The organism is Mesorhizobium sp. PL10 (assembly GCF_053714315.1).
This window is the reverse complement of the sequence record NZ_JBSKBR010000001.1, coordinates 145171-161765: the sequence shown is the minus strand read 5'-3', so window position 1 is coordinate 161765 and position 16595 is coordinate 145171. Positions and strand designations below refer to the sequence as shown.

Sequence of the window (16595 nt, the reverse complement as noted above, 5' to 3'; positions counted from 1 at the left end):
CTTGGTGCTACTGTTCCTGTTCCTGCAGTGAAACCAGGCCGATGTTCTTGTAACCAGCGGCCGAAATGCGGGCCATCACCTTCATGGCGGTGCCATAGTCGGTCGACTTGTCGCCACGGATGAAAATCCGCTCATCATAGCCGGTCTTGGAGATCGCCTGCAGCTTGGCGACCAGCTCGTCGATCGGGATTTCAGTCTCCTGCAGGAAGATCTTGCCGGCCGGGTCGATCGAGACGGTGATTGGCTGGGTATCGACGTTCATCGCCTTGGCCTGTGTGTCCGGCAGGTCGATGGGCACGCCGACCGTCAGCAAGGGTGCCGCGACCATGAAGATGATCAGCAGCACCAGCATCACGTCGACCATCGGCGTGACGTTGATCTCCGATATCAGCGCGTGATGGCGGCCGCGCCGCCTGTGGCCGCGCCCGCCTCGCCCCGAAATGCCTACGGACATACCCATCGTGCTGCTCCTCAGGCCTTCGGTGCGACTTTTTCATCGATTTGGCGCGAGAGTATGGCGGAGAACTCGTCCGAGAACCCTTCCATCCGCACCGCGATCTTGTTCGCGTCCGATGACAGCTTGTTGTACGCGATAACAGCCGGGATGGCGGCGAGCAGGCCGATGGCCGTTGCCAGCAGCGCCTCGGCGATGCCCGGCGCCACCACCGAAAGACTGGTGTTCTTGGAAGCGGCAATGGCCTGGAAAGAAGTCATGATGCCGATGACGGTGCCGAACAGGCCGATGAAGGGTGCCGCCGAACCGGTGGTGGCGAGGAAGCCGAGCCGTCCCTCCAGCCGTTCCATCTCGCGCGTCAGCGCCAGGTCCATGGCCTTGTCAATACGGGTCTGCAGGCCGAGCGGCGATTTGGCGCCCTTCTCAAAACTCTTCTTCCATTCGCGCATGGCGGCAACAAAAATCGCGCCCATGCCAGTGGTCTTGCGATCGGCGAGGGTGCGATAAAGCTCCTCCAGCGACTGTCCCGACCAGAACACCTGCTCGAAGCGATTGAGCGCCAACCGCATGCGCGCATAGCTGACCAGCTTGTCGACGATGATCGCCCAGGTCCAGATCGAAGCGCAGAGCAGACCGATCATGACCAGCTTGACCACCCAGCCGGCCTGCATGAACAGCGCCCAAATCGACAAATGCGCTGCCGGGTCGGCGAGTGCGATATTTTCCATCGTTCAAGTCCTTAAGATTTTCCGGGCATCGCTGGCGGCTGGCCCATGGGCATCCCTTGTGGTCCGTTTGCGCTAGGCTTGCGGATTACCCCAAAATGCACCGTTAGCGGCCTTTTCAGGGCAAATATTGGTGAAAGGAAGGCGCGCGGATTCTTCCAATCTTCACCAGTCTCTTCATGAACCGTTATGGTTAAGGATGGGTTAGGAAATATGTCGCGGCGCATTGCCGCGCCCGACTCGCCGGCAGGCATGTTGTCCCCATCAAAATCGAATGCACCGCCGATCAGCCGCTCGTTGCGGACCGGCAGGCTGGATATCAGCCTGCTCTTGGTAGAAAAGCAGCGATCCATTCCTTCGGAAAGCGTTTCGGCCTGCCGTTCTCGCCAACGATCGCCGCCTGGACCTTTGCCTCGACCAAAACCTCTGTCCCGCGTTTCAATCGCTGCGCCATGACGATGCGGGCGCCGGAAATGTCTTCGGTGCGCGTGTCGATGGTCAGGATATCGTCCATGCGGGCGGGGGCGCGGAAGTCGATCTCCATGCGCCGCACCACCCAGACGATGCGTTCGCCATGTTTGCCTTCATGAAGTTCAGTGTGGTGGACGCCGGCGAGCCTGAGATAGTCGGAGCGGCCACGCTCGAAGAATTCAAGATAGCGCGCGTGGTAGACGACGCCGGAGAAGTCGGTGTCGGCATAATAGACCCGCGCCATCAGCCGGTGGCCGAATTCCGTCAGCGCGCCAGAAAGCCCGGCAGTGAGTGCCGCCGATTCACCATGATCGTCCATCGCGCTTTCCTTTTTGCCCCCGGGGGGGCACCTGTCTTGCCAAAATCACCAGCGCAGCAAACCGGATGGCACTGTTGACGGCGATGATCAAGACCTTGATGGCGGCGCTGCTGGTGCTGGCGGCGTCTGCGCTGCCCGGGCATGCCGCAAGCTTTTCGATGAAGCGCGGCCTCAACCTCGACCAATGGACGACCTGGGTTGGGGAAGACAAATGGAACGATCCCAAGGCCATCCTGCCCTATCCGGAATGGCGCAAGTTCCTCAACGAGGATGACCTCAAGACGCTGAAGGCCAACGGCTTCGACTTCCTGCGCATGCCGGTCGATCCCTCGCCGTTTATGTCGGACCAGACGCTGGCGCTGCGCGACGACCTTTATACCAGCGTGCGGGACTCGGCGCGCATGATCAATCGGGCCGGCCTGAAAGTGATCGTCGACATGCACCTCATCCCGGCTGGTGGTGGCCGCCAGATCGGCATGGGCCAGGTGATGGACGATCCAGCCACCTTCGACGCCTATGTCGAGGTCATCCGCAAAATGGCGGGCACGCTTGGTACCGAGGACCCGGCGCAGGTCGCTTTCGAGCCGATGAACGAACCGATCGTCGACTGCGACAGCGATGGCACCAGCCTCTGGCCGGAGCGTCAGCAGAAGCTGTTCGCGGCCGCGCGCGCCTCGGCCACCAGGCTGACGCTTATCCTCACCGGCGCCTGCTATTCCAACGCGGCCTCGCTGGTCAGGATCGACCCGAAGACGATCCCCGACGACAACATCATCTGGACCTTCCACTCCTACGACCCGTTCCTGCTGACACATCAGGGCGCGACTTGGGCCGGCGATTTCATTCCCTATATCACCGGCCTGCCCTATCCGCTGACTGCGGTGCCGCGTGCCGAACTCGATGCAACGCTGGACGCGATCCGCGCCAAGATGAAGGCCGAGGCGCCGTGGACCAGGCGGAACGGCCTGCTCGCCTATCTCGACGAGCAGGTGGCAAGCATGGACACGAACGAAAAATTGCTCGGCGTCATGGATGCGCCGTTCGAAAAAGTCGAGGCGTGGGCGAAGGCCAACGCCATCAAGCCGGAAAATATCACGCTCGGCGAATTCGGCATGATCCGCCAGGAATATGGCAACCCCTATGTGATGCCGCCGCAATACCGCGCGGCTTACGTCAAGGACATGATCGCGCGTGCCGAGGCACACGGCTTCTCATGGTCGGTGTGGAGCTATGGCGGCGCCTTCGGCATCGTCGACGCCTTCAACGGCGACAAGGCAGAACCTGCCGTGATGGATACGATCCGGTCGCTTCCCTAGTCAGGGGCGAGGCCTAAGCGGAACCAAGATCGATCTGCAGGATCTCCGGCCGCATGCCGAAGCGCACGGGTGCGATGCTGAAGCCGAGCCCGCCTGACACAATCAGGTTGCGGTCGTTCTCGACGACATGGCCATAAGCGAAACGGTTGCCGAAGCGGGACGGCACCACCGGCGAATAGCCGAACAGCCGGACCTGTCCGCCATGGGTGTGGCCCGACAGCGTCAGCGAAACCCGCCAAGGCACTTTCGGAAAAATGTCAGGCTCGTGTGCGAGGAGGATGACGGGCGCTTGGTCGGTGATCTTGGCCAGCGTGCCGTCGAGATCGTCCAGGCCCTTGCCACGGCTCCGGCCCCAGGCCTGGCTGGGGAGCAATGCCAGCTGATCCGCAAGACCGGCAAGCCAGAAGCCGTGCCCGTCCTTTTCCAGGCGCACGACATCGTTTTCCAGCACCGGAATGCCGACGGCCTCCAGCGCCTTGCGTGAAATCGTCGGTCCGGCGCCGGCCCTTTGGGCGGCACGGTCTTCCCACCAGTCATGGTTGCCGAGGATCGACCAGACGCCGAGCGGCGCCTCGAGACCGGAAAGTGCCGGCGCCCACTCCGACGCATCCACCCAGCCCGTCACCAGGCGTGTACCGGCCGGATAGTCGCCAAGCATGAGGATCACATCCGGCTTGAGGGCATTCGCCTCGACGGCAAGCGAAGCGATCCGCTCCGGCGTCATCCAGGGGCGGCAGGCATGGATGTCGGAAAGCACCGCGACCCGCAGCTTCAGACCCGTCGGCCAATGCGGCGGCGTCAGCTGATAGCGCTTCACATGGGTCAACAGCATCGGCTCGATGCCAACCGCATAGGCGCTCAGCGAAGCAAATGAGAGGAACGAACCCCCGACGAATTTCAGGAACCCGCGTCTGGTGATCACTTTCCTGACTCCGATGCTTGATCGGAGCGGTCCGCGCCGACATTGCGACGCTCGATAAAATCCAGGAATGCGCCTTCACGCTGGCGGAGCTTAGGAGATTCTGCGCAGACAAACCGTTGCGAAGAACAAATCTCCGTTACTCTTCCTGGAACAGGTTGATCTGCTGCTGGGCCAGGTCCTTCGGCGCATCGAGGCCGAGATGGCGCCAGGCGTTGGCGGTCAGCACCCGGCCGCGCGGCGTCCGCTGGATGAAGCCCTGCTGGATCAAATAGGGCTCGATGATGTCCTCGATGGCGTCGCGCGGCTCGGACAGGCCAGCGGCGATGGTCTCGATACCGACCGGGCCGCCGCCGAAATTGCGGGCGATCATCGAGAGGTAGCGGCGGTCGAGCGCATCGAGCCCGAGCCCGTCGACCTCAAGCCGCGTCAGGGCTTCGTCGGCAATCTGCTTGTCGACATGACCGTCGCCGGCAACGGACGCGAAATCGCGCACGCGGCGCAGCAGCCGGCCGGCGATGCGCGGCGTGCCACGGGCGCGGCGCGCAATCTCCAGCGCGCCGTCGTCGCCGAGCGGCATTTGCAGGATGCGTGCGCCCCGGCGCACGATCTGCTCCAGTTCCTCGACCGAATAGAAATTGAGCCGCACCGGAATGCCGAAGCGGTCACGCAGCGGGTTGGTCAACAGACCGAGCCGCGTGGTCGCGGCGACCAGCGTGAAGCGGGCAAGGTCGATCTTGACCGAGCGCGCCGCCGGCCCCTCGCCAATGATCAGGTCGAGCTGGAAATCCTCCATCGCCGGATAGAGGATTTCCTCCACAGCCGGATTGAGCCGGTGGATCTCGTCGATGAACAGCACGTCGCGGTCTTCGAGATTGGTCAAGAGTGCCGCGAGATCGCCGGCCTTGGCGATGACCGGGCCCGAGGTCGAACGGAAATTGACGCCGAGCTCACGCGCCATGATCTGCGCCAGCGTCGTCTTGCCAAGCCCCGGTGGCCCGACGAACAGCACATGGTCCAGCGCCTCGCTGCGGCCCTTGGCGGCCTCGATGAAGACTTTGAGATTGGCCCGCACCGCCGCCTGCCCGACGAAATCGGCGAGCGTCTGCGGCCGAAACGTCTGCTCGGCGTCCTCGCCGTGCTTTTCCGGCGTAATGAGGCGGGGTGAAAGACTCATGCCGCCTTCCTCGCACAGGGCAAAGGACGGGACAAGCAACCGCTCACCGCGCCAGTTCCTTCAGCCCAAACCGGATTAGCTTGGATGCATCCGCATCCTCGCCCGCCGTCTTCAGCGCCGCCGCCACCGCATTGGCTGCCGTGTCGCGCGAATAGCCGAGATTGACCAGCGCCGAGACGGCGTCGGTGATCGGCGCCGGCGCCACGCCCTCGCCGAGCTCCTGCTTGAGGCCGATCGTGCCGGAGGCGGTTCCGGCATAGGCCGGCGCCTTGTTCTTCAATTCGGTGACGATCCGCTCGGCCACCTTCTTGCCGACGCCCGGCGCACGGCTGACCATGGCGATGTCGCGCAGCGCGATGGCATTGGCGAGGTCGGCCGGCGCCAGCGTCGACAGGATGGCCAGCGCCACCTTGGCGCCGACGCCTTGCACATTGTTCATCAACAGCCGGAACCATTCGCGCTCCAGCACCGACTGAAAGCCATAAAGCCGGATCATGTCCTCGCGCACATAGGTCTCGATGAACAGCACCACAGCCTCGCCCGGCGGAGGCAGCGAAGCCAGCGTACGCGCCGAGCAATAGGCGACATAGCCGACGCCATGCACGTCGACGAGACAGAAATCCTCGTCGATCTCGTCCAGCGAGCCCTTGAGCTTGCCGATCATGCCAGATCTTTCATCGAGGACTTCATGAATGGGTTTCCGGAGAGATGATGTCGAGGTCGGGAAAATAGCTGCGGTAGCGCGCGGCGTCGCGGGTCAGAAGCCGATGACCGGCAACGGTCGCATGAGCACCGATGAAGAAGTCAGGCAAGGTGCGCTCCCGCACGCCGCCGGCCCGGCGATAACGGGAATGGGTGACGCCGGCGAGAAATGCCGCCTCCCAAGGCAGAGACTCCCGAACCATCTCGAGCATATCGACTGCTTTTCGAAGCGCGGTCTCCGTCGCTATCAGCGGCGCAAGCTCGGACCAGACAATCGTGTTGACCACCAATGCCCCATCGCGACGGCAGGAAACGATCGCCGACGCCGACCATTTTGTATTGGGTCCAGCCGGTCCCCAGACGTCGATGAGGACATTGGTATCAATCAACGTCGAGTTCTTCACGCGGCCCCCTTAACCACTCCATATATTCGTCGGTGCTCATACCGCCCAGATCCAGGGATCCCTCCATCCGGTCAAGCAACTCGCTGAACCTGCGGGAAACCTCCTCTTCCGACAGGTTTTCGTTGACCGCTACAAGACGAGCACCTTCGTCCGTCGCCACGAATTCCACCTCGGAACCCGGCCCGATGCCTAGATGGTCCCGTATCTGCTTTGGGATTGTGACTTGCCCCTTGGTGGTGACGCGCATGGTAATACCTCTGGGGTATTACTTATCGTTACGCCGTGAACAAGTCAAGAACATACCTAGCCGGCAATCGCCATCCTGTAAGCGACGCTCTGCCGGTGATGCGCGTGGCAGATGGCGATGGCCAGCGCGTCGGCGGCATGTTCGGTGTCGAAAGTGGCTTTCGGCAACAGCACCTTGACCATCATGTGGATCTGCTTCTTGTCACCGTGGCCAACGCCGATCACAGCCTTTTTGACGGCATTGGGGGCATATTCAGCGACGACAAGGCCGGCGCGCGCCGGCACCAGCATGGCTATGCCGCGCGCCTGGCCGAGCTTCAGTGTCGCCACCGCATCCTTGTTGACGAAGGTTTGCTCGACGGCCGCTTCGTGCGGCATGGCCGCATGCAGGATCTCGGCCAGCCCGTCATGCAACTGACAAAGCCGTGTCGCCAGCGCCGCCTTGTCGTCTGAGCGCACAGTGCCCGAGCCGACGAAGCGCAGCGAATTGCCGAGGCTTTCGACGATGCCCCAGCCGGTGCGCCTAAGCCCCGGGTCGATACCGATGATGCGAATCGCTTCCCCCATCCGGCAAGTCTACCTCCGGCGGACACCGATGCCAGCGAAATGTGAACAAACCGGAAACGGGAAGCGTTTAACCCCGGGCGAAAGCCGTGTTCAGCAGCGTGATCTGGTCGGAAACCGGATTGACGCGGCGGACGGCGGGCGGCGTTTCGGCGAACGCGCCGCCATAGATCTCCTCGTCCATGCGGCGCACCAGCGCCTGCAGGCGCAGCGAACGGGTGACAAGGTCGAGGAAATCCTTCGGCAGTTCGTTCCAACCGACCGCTTCGTCATGCGCCGACGCGGTGTCGAGACGCACCTTGGATTTTTCCGAAGCGACCTGGTCGCGGGTCATCTCGCCGGAATTCGCCGCCCGCTGCAAAAGCAGCCAGGAGGCAACCTGCATCAGCCTGGTGGTCAGCCGCATCGATTCGGCCGCATAGAGCGTCGCCGCCAGCCTGGACAGCTTTTTCGCCTCGGCCCGGCCCTTGCCGTCGAGATATTCGGCTGCCTGCTCAACCAGGCCCATGCCTTCCTGGTAAAGCGGTTTGAAGGATTGGGAGAAAACCCGGCGTTCCGCCAGTTTGATGGTTTTCGCGCTGCCTTTCGAAGGCTCGTTCATCGTACGCCCCTGCACTGCCCCGTCGGCTGATTCGGCTTCTTCGCCGTCACGCCGGCACCCTAGATGACTGAGGCTTGAAAATGCGCTTCACCGCTGGTGAAGGCAAGCACATGTTTAACAAACGGTTAACGCCAGCGGATGGGCGCGAGGCAGCCCAAAATGCGAACAAAAAAAGAGCCGCGGATAAGGCGGCTCTCAGGAGTTTAACAGGGAGGCGTCAAACGAAGTGGCTCCAACCACTCGGTAAGAATCCAGATAACTGGATGCACATAGTAAACACCTGTAAAGCTTAATGAACCCTTAACGGCGCGAATATTTCTTGATCGACCGCTGCCCTTCTGTGCCGTATCAGCACAACGGCCTTCGGGACGTAATCGTCAGCTTGCTCAAGCCTGCTTCCAGATCGCCGGCACGGAAATAAAGGCGAAGAGCAGCATTCCCGCATAGAAACCAACCGAGAGAGCCTGTCCGGTTTTTTAATGATCGCGCCTGGCATTCGGGCATCACAGGCTTGCGGCCACATGACTGATCAAACTGCGGTAACAGGCTGGAGCGCCGACGCGACATCGTTCCGAAACACGCGTTGCGCTAAACGCCCGCTCCTCACACCGTCGCGCGCAAATGCGTGCCGCCGCAACCCACCATAACTGCCCAGGAGCAACCTATGGACTGGTATTCGGTCGTCAAATTCCTCCACGTCGTCACCGCCATTTTGTGGGTCGGCGGCGGGTTCGTACTGTTTCTGCTAGGAGTGCTTGCCGAGCGTGCCGGCAGCGTCGAGGAAAAGTTGCAGGCGATACGCGCCAGCGGACAGTTGGGCGGCCGGTTTTTCGCGCCGATGTCGATGTTGACCCTGATCTTCGGCCTTATCATGTGCAGCTTCTGGGTCGGCTTCGCCGATCTATGGATCGTCATCGGTCTCATCGGCTACGCCACAACCTTCTCAATCGGCATGTTCATCTTCAAACCGATCGGCGAGCGTCTGGGGGTTATGATTGCCAAGGAGGGCGTCTCGCCTGCTGTCCTAGCCATGGCACAGCGCATGACGATCGCGGCGCGCTTCGACTACGCGGTGATGTTGGCGGTCATCGCCGACATGGTACTTAAGCCAACCGCGAATGACTTCGGAATCATCGCCGCTATGGCAGTGGTCATCCTTGCAGGTGCCATGCTGGCCTTTGGCGGCAACCGGCGCCTCACGCCGAGCGCCGCCTGATTGCGGCAGATGGTGAAGGCGGCCGCATGGTTGCCTCTCCTCTACAAAAGGCCGGCGATTCCGTCCCACAGCAGCTTGACCGCGACCACGGCCACGGTCGCATAGGTGAAGGGATAAAAGATTTCCGGCCGCATGCGCCGCACCAGCCAGGCGCCGGCAATGGTGGCCAGCGGCGCCAGCGGCATCAGCACCGCAGACGCCGTCAGGTTGGCGGTGTCGAACTGGCCAAGCGCGAAATAGGGGATCAGCTTCAGCGCGTTGGTGGCGGCGAAAAAGATTGCCGATGTTCCCGACAACACCTTCGGGTCGAGCCGGATCGGCAGCGCATAGACCTGGAATGGCGGTCCGCCGACATGGGCGACGAAGCTGGTGAAGCCGGCAACGCTGCCCCAGAAGGCGGCGGCGATGCGGTTGGGCGCCGCCGCATGGTCGGAACCGTGGCGGAACTGCAGATAGAGCCAGCGCAGCACGAAGATCAGCGCGACAGCGCCGACGATGAGCCGCACCATTTCTTCGGTAACCAGGGCTGCCGTCAGCCAGCCCAGCCCAATGCCGATCAGCGCGCCCGGCATCATGTCGACCAGCATCTTGCGGTCATAGACGCCCCACCACGTCCACACCGAAACGATGTCCATCAGGCACAGGATGGGCAGCAGGATGGCGGCCGCCTGCACCGGCGGCATGGCCAGCGCCATCAGCGGCACGCCGACGAAGCCGACGGCGCCGCCGAAGCCGCCTTTCGACAGGCCGACAAGAATGACCGCCGGAATGGCGGCGGCATAAAACCACGGATCGGCGAGCAGACCTGACATGGGGTGAGGGATGGCTGGAGGGAAGACGGTTATCCCTGCAATAGCCCACAAACCCGCGCATCGCGACAGCGAAAATTCCGGCAACGGCGATCAACTGTGCGTAATTCGCCGTTTCCCGATTTGCGGCGGGGCTGCCGCCGATGCATAAGGTCGCCATCCCTACGCACCAGGGTTTTGACAATGAGCGAAATCCACATCCGTCGCGCCGAGATAACCGATCTTCCGGCCATCGTTGCCATGCTTGCGGACGATCCCCTCGGACGCAGCCGCGAAGACGCCAGCGAACCGCTGGCCAAGGCCTATCTCGATGCCTTTGCGGCTGTGAACGCCGATCCCAACCAGTTTCTGGCCGTCATGACGGCCAACGGCGAGGTGATCGGCACGCTGCAGATCAGCTATCTTGCCGGCTTGTCGCAGCAGGGCGCCTGGCGCGGCCAGATCGAGGCAGTCCGCGTCACCGCCGACCGGCGCGGCGAAAGGCTGGGGCAGCGCATGCTGGAATGGGCGATCGAACAGTGCCGCGCACGAGGCTGCAAGATTGTCCAGCTGACCACCAACAAGAGCCGCCAGGACGCGCATCGCTTCTACGACCGGCTCGGCTTCAAGGCCAGCCACATCGGCTACAAGCTGGAGCTTTAGAGAGCAATTCCAGGAAAGCCGCTTAGCCCAGCGGCGGCGGGCGGCGGCGGATCGGCTGCGCCTTGATGATGGCGGTGCTGGTCTCGGCCTTGTCGGCGATGCGGTCGAGCAGCTTGTCGAGCTCGCCCATCGACCGCACGTAGAGCCGGGCGACGAAACAGTCGTCGCCGGTGACCTTGTCGCACTCGCCGAATTCGGGAATCTCCTCGATCAGCTGCTGCACGATGTGCAGCTTGCCGGGCAGCGGCCGCACGCGCACGATCGCCTGCAGCGGATAGCCCAAGGCCTCAGGATCGATCTCGACGGTGAAGGCGCGGATGACGCCGCGTTCCTCAAGCCGCCGCAGCCGTTCCGAGACGCTTGGCGACGAGAGCCCGACCTGGCTCGCCAGCTCCTTCAGCGAGGTCCGGGAATCCTTGACCAGTATGTCGAGAAGTTTCCTGTCCAGCTCGTCCAGCATTTCAATTCTCCGGCAAACGGCACAAAAACCTTACTAAATAAGGTAATCATCGCATATCACCTTTAGCAACGCATATAAACCCCCTGCGGCGCATGAGATTATCAAGCGTCAACAGCTTGCAGAGGTATCCCCATGGACAGCACGGTGCGCGGCACGATCGAGATGACGGCGGCGATGACAATCATCGGCACGATCGGCTGGTTCGTCGTCATGTCGGGTCAGCCCGTCATGGACGTGGTGTTCTGGCGTTGCGCTTTCGGCGCGGTGGCGCTGCTGGTCACCTGCGCAGCACTGGGGCTGCTGCGCGGCAGGCTGACGCTTCGCATTGTCGCTATCGCCGCGCTCGGCGGCGCGGCCATCGTCATCAACTGGCTGTTGCTGTTCAGCGCCTTCTCCCGCGCCTCGATCTCGATCGCCACGGCGGTCTACAACACCCAGCCCTTCATGCTGGTAGGCTTCGGTGCGCTGTTCTTCGGCGAGCGGCTGACCCTGACCAAGCTGACCTGGCTCGGTATCGCCTTCGCCGGTATGCTGCTGATCGTGCACACAGGGCCTGATGCGGGTCTCGGCTCCGGCATCACCGGCACCGATTATGTCATCGGCATCGTCATGGCGCTTGGCGCCGCCTTCTTCTGGGCTGTCGCCGCAATCGTCGCCAAGAAGCTCAAGGGCACCCCGCCACATCTGATCGCGCTGATCCAGGTCTGCGTCGGCGTCGTCATGCTGGCGCCCTTTGCCAACCTCTCCCATTTGCCCGCCGACACCTGGAGCTGGGCCATGCTGGTTACCCTTGGCGTCGTCCACACCGGCCTGGTCTACATATTGATGTATGGCGCCATCCAGAAACTGCCGACGCACCTGCAGGGGTCGCTGTCCTTCATCTATCCTGTCGTGGCGATTCTGGTCGATGTCATGGCCTTCGGCCACCGATTGCACCCGGCCCAGCTCGTCGGCGCCGCCACCATCCTGATCGCGGCCGCAGGCATGAATCTCGGCTGGACATTGTGGAAAGCCAAACAGCCGGCCGAAAGCCCGCAAGCCGTCAAATGAGCGGCGGGGCGACCGCCCTCCTGCGGTCGTAAACCAAAGCCATAGCATCGATCCCGCCCGCCTGTTCAAGGCGGGCGCTTTGCTCTATGCCGCAATGCAACCATCTTCGCCCGGCATAGGCGAAACCCGGGATCGAAAGCCAATGAACGACGCAACACCCCCCAACCGCTGCCGCATCGTGCTGATCGCGCCCAAGGACGCGCCGGCCGAGCGCATTGCCGCGGCCTTCGAGGGCGGCGATGTCGCTTCGCTGATCCTGCCCGAGAACGGCATGGACGAGGCTGCCTTCCAGGCTTTTGCGGAACAGATCGTGCCGGCGGCGCAGGCGGCCGGCATCGCCGTCATCATCGCCGGCGACACCCGCATCGCCGGCCGCGTTCAGGCCGACGGCATCCATGTCGAGGTCTCCAAGGACGCACTCGCCGAGACCATCGAACACTTCCAGGGAAAGATGATGGTCGGCGCCGGTGGCGCCAAGACCCGCGACGACGCGCTGGAGCTCGGCGAAACCAGGCCCGACTACATCTTCTTCGGCCGCTTCGGCTACGACAACAAACCGGAGCCGCATCCGCGCAACCTGTCGCTCGGCCGCTGGTGGGCCGACATGATCCAGATCCCTTGCATCGTCATGGCCGGATCGGAGCTGGCCTCGGTCGAGGCGGTGGCGGACACCGGTGCTGAATTCGTGGCGCTGTCCAGCGCTGTCTTCGCCGACGGCGTCGATCCGAAGGCGGCGATTGCTGCCGCCAATACGCTGCTCGACCAAACCGCGCCGCGCTTCGAGGACTGACGTGCGCCGTCCCGGACTTCCTCTCGCGATTCTCGTTGCGGCCTTGATGAGCGGGGCAGCGATTGCGGCGGAAACCGTTCCTCTGCCGCAGCCGAGGCCCGATACCGGCGCACCGGCGATCAGTGCACCGGATGCGGGCACCCCCGATGCGGGTGCCTCAAAGGCCGGTGCCCCTAAGGCCGATGCCACCGATTCCGGGGTTCATGTCGACAAGCCGATCGAAACCCCGCTGCCGCAACCCGCGACGACCGCTCCGCTGCCCTCGGCCGACGCAATCAACCCCGAGCGCTTCGGCGCCAAACCGGCGGACCCTGCCTACGGCGCTTTCCAGCGCGGCCTCTACAAGACCGCCTACAATCTGGCGCTCGTACGAGCCCAGAATGGCGACCCGGCGGCGCAGACGCTGGTGGCCGAGATCCTGTCGCGCGGGCTGGGCGTGCCGCTCAATCCTGCCGAGGCCGCCAAATGGTATGCGCAGGCCGCTGAGCAAGGCATCCCGGATTCACAATTCCAATATGCGCTGATGCTGCTCGACGGCCGCTACGTCAAGAAGGACGAAAAGGGCGCTTACGCGTTGATGCAGGCCGCCGCCGAGGCCGGCAACCGCCTGGCGCAGTTCAACTTCGCGCAGCTGCTGGTTCAGCAGGATCCGGGCGATGCCGGCATCGCCAGGGCCGTGCCCTATTATGAGCGCGCCGCGGCGACCGGCCTTGCCGATGCCCAATATGCGATGGCGCAGGTCTATGCCAATGGCGTCGGCGGCAAGCCGCGCGACGACGCAAAGGCGCGCCGCCTGCTGGCGCAGGCTGCCAGGCAGAACTACGACACCGCGCAGATCGATCTTGCCGCCTGGATGATCGAGGGCCGCGGCGGCGTCCGCGACCTGAAATCCGGCTTTAACTGGATGAAGCAGGCGGCCGAAGGCGGCAACGTCGCCGCCCAGAACCGGCTGGCAAAGCTTTATATGGGCGGCATCGGCACCGATCCCGACCTGATCCTGGCCGGGGCCTGGTACGTGGTCGCCCGCCGCGCCGGCCTAATCGACCCGGAGATGGACGATTTCCTGCAAGGGCTGGCCGACGACCAGACCAAGCAGGTGCTGCAGAAGGCAAACCGCCTGCCCTGACGCCTTTTTCGGCAAACAGCTGCCGAAGGGCGTGACGCTTGTCGAAACGGAGGCACTCGACCTGTCCCTGCAGGGCGTCGCCCTGCGATCGCCGCATATCCATCGGCTGGCGAAAGTCGCCGAGGCCATCGCCGAAGCGGTCGGTTCGGTCGTCAATCAGCACGGCTGATAGTGTGCGTCGGCGCCGCATCCAGTACCCGACTTGCTGATATCGATGCCTTCCGGTCGGCGCCGACCTGCCCGCTCCCTTGCCTCTTTGGGGGATTTGTGGTCTTGGGGGCCCGAAATCGCTTGTCCAGCGACCATCTCATTCCCGGATCAACATCATCATGGCCAAGATCAATGGCAACGAAATCCGTCCCGGCTATGTCATCGAGCACGATGGCGGGCTCTGGGTGGCGGTCAAGACCAACACCGTCAAGCCCGGCAAGGGCGGCGCCTACAACCAGGTCGAGCTGAAGAACCTGATCAACGGCACCAAGCTCAATGAGCGCTTCCGGTCGGCCGAGACCGTCGAGCAGATCCGGCTCGATCTGAAGGATTTTTCCTTCCTCTACGCACAGGACGACGCCCTGGTGTTCATGGACACCCAGAGCTACGAGCAGCTCGAATTGGCGAAGGATTTTGTCGGCGACCGTGCCGCCTTCCTGCAGGACGGCATGATGGTGACCGTCCAGCTCTATGAGGACAGGCCGATCGGCATTTCGCTGCCGGATCAGGTGACGCTGACCATCACCGAGGCCGACCCGGTGGTGAAGGGCCAGACGGCGGCGTCCTCCTACAAGCCGGCGGTTCTGGAAAACGGCATCCGCGTCCTGGTGCCGCCATTCATCGGCGCCGGCGAACGCATCGTCGTCGACACCAACGAACTCACCTACATGCGTCGCGCTGACTGATCCGTGTCGCCCAAAAGTGGCCCCGGTTCAGGGTCACCGACATGCATCAAGACTAAGGTACGAAGCAGGAAGAAATACGATGGCACGCTCAGCACTTCTCAATGTCATGGTCCAGGCCGCCATGAAGGCCGGCCGCTCGCTGTCGCGCGACTTCGGCGAGGTGCAGAACCTGCAGGTGTCGATGAAGGGGCCGGGCGACTATGTCAGCCAGGCCGACCGCAAGGCCGAGGACATCCTGTTTGCCGAACTGTCAAAGGCGCGGCCGGGCTATGCCTTCCTGATGGAAGAGCGCGGCGCGGTCGAAGGCGACGACGACCAGCACCGCTGGATCGTCGACCCGCTCGACGGCACCACCAATTTCCTGCACGGCATCCCGATCTTTTCCATCTCGATCGCGCTGGAACGCCAGGGCCAGCTCGTCGCTGCCGTCATCTACAATCCGGCAATGGACGAACTCTACACGGCCGAGCGCGGCGGCGGCGCCTTCATGAACGATCGCCGGCTTCGCGTTGCCGGCCGCAGCAAGCTCACCGACTGCGTTATCGGCTGCGGCGTGCCGCATCTCGGCCGCGGCCAGCACGGCAATTTTCTGGTCGAGCTGCGCAATGTCATGGCCGAGGTCTCGGGCGTGCGCCGCCTGGGTTCCGCCGCACTCGATCTCGCCTTTGTGGCCGCCGGCCGCATGGACGGTTTCTGGGAAACCGGCCTGTCGGCCTGGGACATTGCCGCCGGCCTGCTGCTGGTCCGCGAAGCCGGCGGCTTCGTCTCCGATATGGATGGCGGCCAGGACATGCTGGATAACGGCTCGGTCGTTGCCGGCAATGAAGTCATTCAGCGCGCGCTGCTCAAGGCGGTGAAGAAGCCGCTTTCCGCACGCTGACAGGAGTGCCGCGCTGAAGCGCCGCAGTCGTAAAACCGCAACCAAAGCTTGAAATACTGCCCGGCGACCGCCCAGATAAGGAGCGACGCAGGACTTCGCGCATGCCTCCACTATCCCCGCCAGAATCGCCAATTGAGATCCCCCCATTGGAGATCCCGTTTGTCGGGCGCTGGCACTATTCGCGTGCGGAAATGATCGCCGACGGCATCGTCCATGCGGTCGGCATCGTGCTGGCGATAGCTGCGGGCTCGGCCTTGCTGGCGCTGGCCGCCTTCCATGCCGGCCCCGGCGAATACATCGCCGCCGTCTTCTTTGTGGTGTCGCTGCTGACCGTGCTGTCGGTTTCGCTGACCTACAATCTGTGGCCGGTGACATCGCCGGCGAAGTGGATCTTGCGGCGGTTCGACCATGCGGCGATCTATCTCCTGATCGCCGCGACCTACACGCCCTTTCTGGCCCAGCTTGACGGCTCGCCGCTGGCGCTGCCGATGATTGTCCTTGTCTGGACCGCGGCAGTGACCGGCATCGCCATAAAAGTGTTCCTTCCAGGCCGCTTCGACCGCCTGGCCATCGTCTTCTATCTCGCCATCGGCTGGAGCGGCATCGTTCTGGTCAAGCCGCTGGTCGCGACGTTGCCGACGACGTCGATCGCGCTGATCGTCGCCGGCGGCATCGTCTATTCGTCCGGCGTCATCTTCTTCGCCTGGAAGGGGCTGCGCTTCCACAATGCCGTCTGGCACGGCTTTGTCATCACCGGCGCCGGACTGCATCTTGCCGCCATGGTCGATTGCCTGGTCATCAACCGCCTCTAAACGGCGCAGCGCCGCC

General features: G+C 63.2%; 22 protein-coding genes. 10 read left to right on the top strand and 12 right to left on the bottom strand.

Features of this window, described 5'->3' with window-relative positions:
- Positions 1–7: 7 nt before the first annotated feature.
- The 3 genes from tolR to ybgC form a co-directional block, all read right to left on the bottom strand.
- A complete protein-coding gene (tolR, locus tag ACWGTO_RS00810; RefSeq protein WP_192258710.1) occupies positions 8–460 on the bottom strand; it encodes a protein TolR in 453 nt (150 codons plus the stop codon).
- A gap of 11 nt (positions 461–471) precedes the next feature.
- Positions 472–1182 (bottom strand): protein TolQ, encoded by a 711-nt coding sequence (tolQ, locus tag ACWGTO_RS00805; protein ID WP_454572991.1) that lies wholly within the window; start codon positions 1180–1182, stop codon positions 472–474.
- Between the two features lie 316 nt (positions 1183–1498).
- Complete coding sequence (gene ybgC / locus ACWGTO_RS00800) at positions 1499–1969, bottom strand: tol-pal system-associated acyl-CoA thioesterase (protein WP_454572990.1); 471 nt, start codon at positions 1967–1969, stop codon at positions 1499–1501.
- A gap of 65 nt (positions 1970–2034) precedes the next feature.
- Here ybgC and ACWGTO_RS00795 point away from each other — a divergent pair, with 65 nt between their 5' ends.
- Positions 2035–3285, top strand: a complete 1251-nt coding sequence (locus ACWGTO_RS00795) for a glycoside hydrolase family 5 protein (RefSeq protein ID WP_454572989.1) — start codon at positions 2035–2037, stop codon at positions 3283–3285.
- 13 nt (positions 3286–3298) lie between these two features.
- Here the strand turns inward: ACWGTO_RS00795 and ACWGTO_RS00790 are convergent, their stop codons facing one another.
- From ACWGTO_RS00790 to rcdA, 7 genes are all read right to left on the bottom strand, one after another.
- Positions 3299–4207, bottom strand: coding sequence for a metallophosphoesterase (locus ACWGTO_RS00790; protein ID WP_454572988.1), 909 nt, complete (start codon positions 4205–4207; stop codon positions 3299–3301).
- A 136-nt stretch (positions 4208–4343) separates the two neighbouring features.
- Positions 4344–5381: a Holliday junction branch migration DNA helicase RuvB gene (ruvB, locus tag ACWGTO_RS00785; protein ID WP_454572987.1), complete on the bottom strand. Its 1038-nt coding sequence runs from the start codon at positions 5379–5381 to the stop codon at positions 4344–4346.
- A 43-nt stretch (positions 5382–5424) separates the two neighbouring features.
- Positions 5425–6045, bottom strand: coding sequence for a Holliday junction branch migration protein RuvA (gene ruvA / locus ACWGTO_RS00780; protein WP_454572986.1), 621 nt, complete (start codon positions 6043–6045; stop codon positions 5425–5427).
- A gap of 22 nt (positions 6046–6067) precedes the next feature.
- The gene (locus ACWGTO_RS00775) at positions 6068–6487 is read right to left on the bottom strand and encodes a type II toxin-antitoxin system VapC family toxin (protein ID WP_454572985.1); all 420 of its coding nucleotides are present in this window, start codon (positions 6485–6487) and stop codon (positions 6068–6070) included.
- Positions 6465–6734 (bottom strand): AbrB/MazE/SpoVT family DNA-binding domain-containing protein, encoded by a 270-nt coding sequence (locus ACWGTO_RS00770; RefSeq protein ID WP_454572984.1) that lies wholly within the window; start codon positions 6732–6734, stop codon positions 6465–6467. Before ACWGTO_RS00770 ends, ACWGTO_RS00775 begins: the two co-directional genes overlap by 23 nt.
- A 56-nt stretch (positions 6735–6790) precedes the next feature.
- On the bottom strand, positions 6791–7300 hold the full coding sequence (gene ruvC, locus ACWGTO_RS00765) for a crossover junction endodeoxyribonuclease RuvC (RefSeq protein ID WP_454572983.1): 510 nt from the start codon (positions 7298–7300) through the stop codon (positions 6791–6793).
- Between the two features lie 67 nt (positions 7301–7367).
- The gene (gene rcdA / locus ACWGTO_RS00760) at positions 7368–7898 is read right to left on the bottom strand and encodes a protease adaptor protein RcdA (RefSeq protein ID WP_454572982.1); all 531 of its coding nucleotides are present in this window, start codon (positions 7896–7898) and stop codon (positions 7368–7370) included.
- Positions 7899–8562: 664 nt separating this feature from the next.
- Between rcdA and ACWGTO_RS00755 the strand changes: the two genes are divergently transcribed.
- Positions 8563–9114, top strand: coding sequence for a DUF2269 family protein (locus ACWGTO_RS00755; RefSeq protein WP_454572981.1), 552 nt, complete (start codon positions 8563–8565; stop codon positions 9112–9114).
- A gap of 41 nt (positions 9115–9155) precedes the next feature.
- Here ACWGTO_RS00755 and ACWGTO_RS00750 read toward each other — a convergent pair whose 3' ends face one another.
- Positions 9156–9926 (bottom strand): sulfite exporter TauE/SafE family protein, encoded by a 771-nt coding sequence (locus ACWGTO_RS00750; protein WP_454572980.1) that lies wholly within the window; start codon positions 9924–9926, stop codon positions 9156–9158.
- A gap of 180 nt (positions 9927–10106) precedes the next feature.
- Here ACWGTO_RS00750 and ACWGTO_RS00745 point away from each other — a divergent pair, with 180 nt between their 5' ends.
- Entirely contained in the window at positions 10107–10565 is a 459-nt protein-coding gene (locus tag ACWGTO_RS00745) for an N-acetyltransferase family protein (protein ID WP_454572979.1), read from the top strand.
- Positions 10566–10587: 22 nt separating this feature from the next.
- On the opposite strand, the gene ACWGTO_RS00740 is transcribed toward ACWGTO_RS00745, so the two are convergent.
- Positions 10588–11025, bottom strand: a complete 438-nt coding sequence (locus ACWGTO_RS00740) for an Lrp/AsnC family transcriptional regulator (protein WP_454572978.1) — start codon at positions 11023–11025, stop codon at positions 10588–10590.
- A gap of 132 nt (positions 11026–11157) precedes the next feature.
- Between ACWGTO_RS00740 and ACWGTO_RS00735 the strand changes: the two genes are divergently transcribed.
- From ACWGTO_RS00735 to trhA, 7 genes are all read left to right on the top strand, one after another.
- Entirely contained in the window at positions 11158–12075 is a 918-nt protein-coding gene (locus ACWGTO_RS00735) for a DMT family transporter (RefSeq protein WP_454572977.1), read from the top strand.
- Positions 12076–12217: 142 nt separating this feature from the next.
- The gene (locus tag ACWGTO_RS00730) at positions 12218–12865 is read left to right on the top strand and encodes a thiamine phosphate synthase (RefSeq protein WP_454572976.1); all 648 of its coding nucleotides are present in this window, start codon (positions 12218–12220) and stop codon (positions 12863–12865) included.
- Between the two features lie 46 nt (positions 12866–12911).
- Entirely contained in the window at positions 12912–13991 is a 1080-nt protein-coding gene (locus ACWGTO_RS00725; RefSeq protein WP_454572975.1) for a tetratricopeptide repeat protein, read from the top strand.
- Between the two features lie 31 nt (positions 13992–14022).
- A complete protein-coding gene (locus ACWGTO_RS00720) occupies positions 14023–14160 on the top strand; it encodes a hypothetical protein (protein WP_454572974.1) in 138 nt (45 codons plus the stop codon).
- Between the two features lie 160 nt (positions 14161–14320).
- A complete protein-coding gene (gene efp, locus ACWGTO_RS00715) occupies positions 14321–14887 on the top strand; it encodes an elongation factor P (RefSeq protein WP_112559678.1) in 567 nt (188 codons plus the stop codon).
- A 79-nt stretch (positions 14888–14966) separates the two neighbouring features.
- Positions 14967–15767: an inositol monophosphatase family protein gene (locus tag ACWGTO_RS00710; RefSeq protein WP_454572973.1), complete on the top strand. Its 801-nt coding sequence runs from the start codon at positions 14967–14969 to the stop codon at positions 15765–15767.
- Between the two features lie 101 nt (positions 15768–15868).
- The gene (gene trhA / locus ACWGTO_RS00705) at positions 15869–16579 is read left to right on the top strand and encodes a PAQR family membrane homeostasis protein TrhA (RefSeq protein WP_454572972.1); all 711 of its coding nucleotides are present in this window, start codon (positions 15869–15871) and stop codon (positions 16577–16579) included.
- The last annotated feature ends 16 nt before the right edge of the window (positions 16580–16595 follow it).